This is a genomic window from Hymenobacter coccineus, from assembly GCF_001816125.1.
Classification (GTDB): Bacteria; Bacteroidota; Bacteroidia; order Cytophagales; family Hymenobacteraceae; genus Hymenobacter; species Hymenobacter coccineus.
On sequence record NZ_MDZA01000273.1, the window covers coordinates 1 to 1562 of the forward strand.

Genomic DNA, 1562 nt, shown 5'->3' on the forward strand with positions numbered 1-1562 from the left:
GGCCGGTGGCGGGGTCGGCCACGGCGTGCAGCTGGGCCACGGTATGGGGCCCCGTCCTCCAGGTAAAAGCTGAGCACGGGGGCCGCCGGGGGCTGCAAGGCCTGGTGGGCGGGCTGCAAAAACAGCAGCGGCTCGAAGGCCAGCGGGTGGCGCGGGGCGGCAGCGGCGGCCCGGGGCCCGGGGCCCACACCGCCGGGGCGCCCCGGGGGCCTCGGCTTCAACAACAGAAAATGGCTCGAAAACGGACACGGTGTGCGGCAATGGCCCGGCAAAGTACGGCCCGGCCGGGGCCCCGCCCCAACCCCGGGGCCCCAACGGCGTACTTTGTCCCAAATCCCCTGCCCGCCCGCCGCCCCCTTCGCATGGCTCCCCCCGATTTATATAGCCCCGCCGCTGGCGCCGAACGCGCCGCCCTCCGCGAAACCCGCGCCCAGCACGTGGGCCAGAAGCCGGGCACCCTTACCGTGCGCCCCGGGGCCCCCACGCCGCGCCTGTTTTTGATGGCTTACGACGAGGAAGGCTGCGACGAGGCCGAGTACACGGGCCGCTACGACGAGCTGCTCACCGCCATGCGCACGGCCCCCGAACGCAAATACTGGCTCGACGTGCGCGGCTACGGCGACTTGCCGCTGCTGGAGCGAATCATGGAAAACTTCAACCTGCACCCGCTGCAAATGGAGGACGTGCTCGGCGACTATCAGCGGGCCAAGGTGGAGGTGTTCGACGATAACCGCCTGTTCCTGGTTTCGCGCATGACGGAGTTCACCGCCGAGCTTGACATCGACGACGACCAGCTTTCCATCTTCACGGGGCCCAACTACGTGCTCTCGTTTCAAGACGACTACGACGACTGCCTGGAGGTGCTGCGCAACCGCCTGCGGCGCACCAACAGCCAGCTCCGCCGCCAATCCATCGCCTACCTCGCCTACGCCCTCACCGATGTGGTGCTCGACCACTACTACCCCACGATGGCGGCCATTGGCGACTACATTGAGGAGCTGGAGGACAGCATTTTCCTGGCCCAGCGCGAGCGGCGGCTGCTCAGCCGCATCCTGCAAGTGAAGAAAAGCGTGGTGCGCTTCCGCCGCTTGGTGTACCCCGAGCGCGACAAGATTGCGGAGATCCTGCGCATGCCCGACGAGGTGATGCCCGAGGAAATGAAAACCTATTACCGCGACTGCTACGACCACGCCATCCAGGCCCTGGACCTGGCCGAGAGCTACCGCGACACCATCAGCAGCCTGGTCGACCTGTTCCTCTCCGACCAGAGCAACCGCATGAACGAGGTGATGAAAGTGCTGACCATCATCAGTTCCATCTTCATCCCGTTGAGCTTCGTGGTGGGCCTCTACGGCATGAACTTCCAGCACGAAGACGGCCACGGTCACGTAATGCCCATGAACATGCCCGAGCTGTACCAGCCCTGGGGCTACCCCGCGCTGCTGGTCATCCTGGCCCTCATCGTGACCGGCCAAGCGTATTATTTCTGGCGCAAAGGCTGGCTTTCAAACAACGATTAGGGCCCCAGGGGAATAAGATCCTATTCAAACAAAACTCATGCT

General features: G+C 65.0%; 2 protein-coding genes. One reads left to right on the forward strand and one right to left on the reverse strand.

The features are described 5' to 3' along the window. On the reverse strand, positions 1–221 hold a 221-nt coding region (locus tag BEN49_RS14965; protein ID WP_204376129.1), incomplete at its 3' end, for a hypothetical protein. Positions 222–362: 141 nt separating this feature from the next. On the opposite strand from BEN49_RS14965, the gene corA reads away from it, so the two are divergent. Next, a complete protein-coding gene (gene corA, locus BEN49_RS14970; protein ID WP_083326131.1) occupies positions 363–1520 on the forward strand; it encodes a magnesium/cobalt transporter CorA in 1158 nt (385 codons plus the stop codon). Positions 1521–1562: the final 42 nt, after the last annotated feature.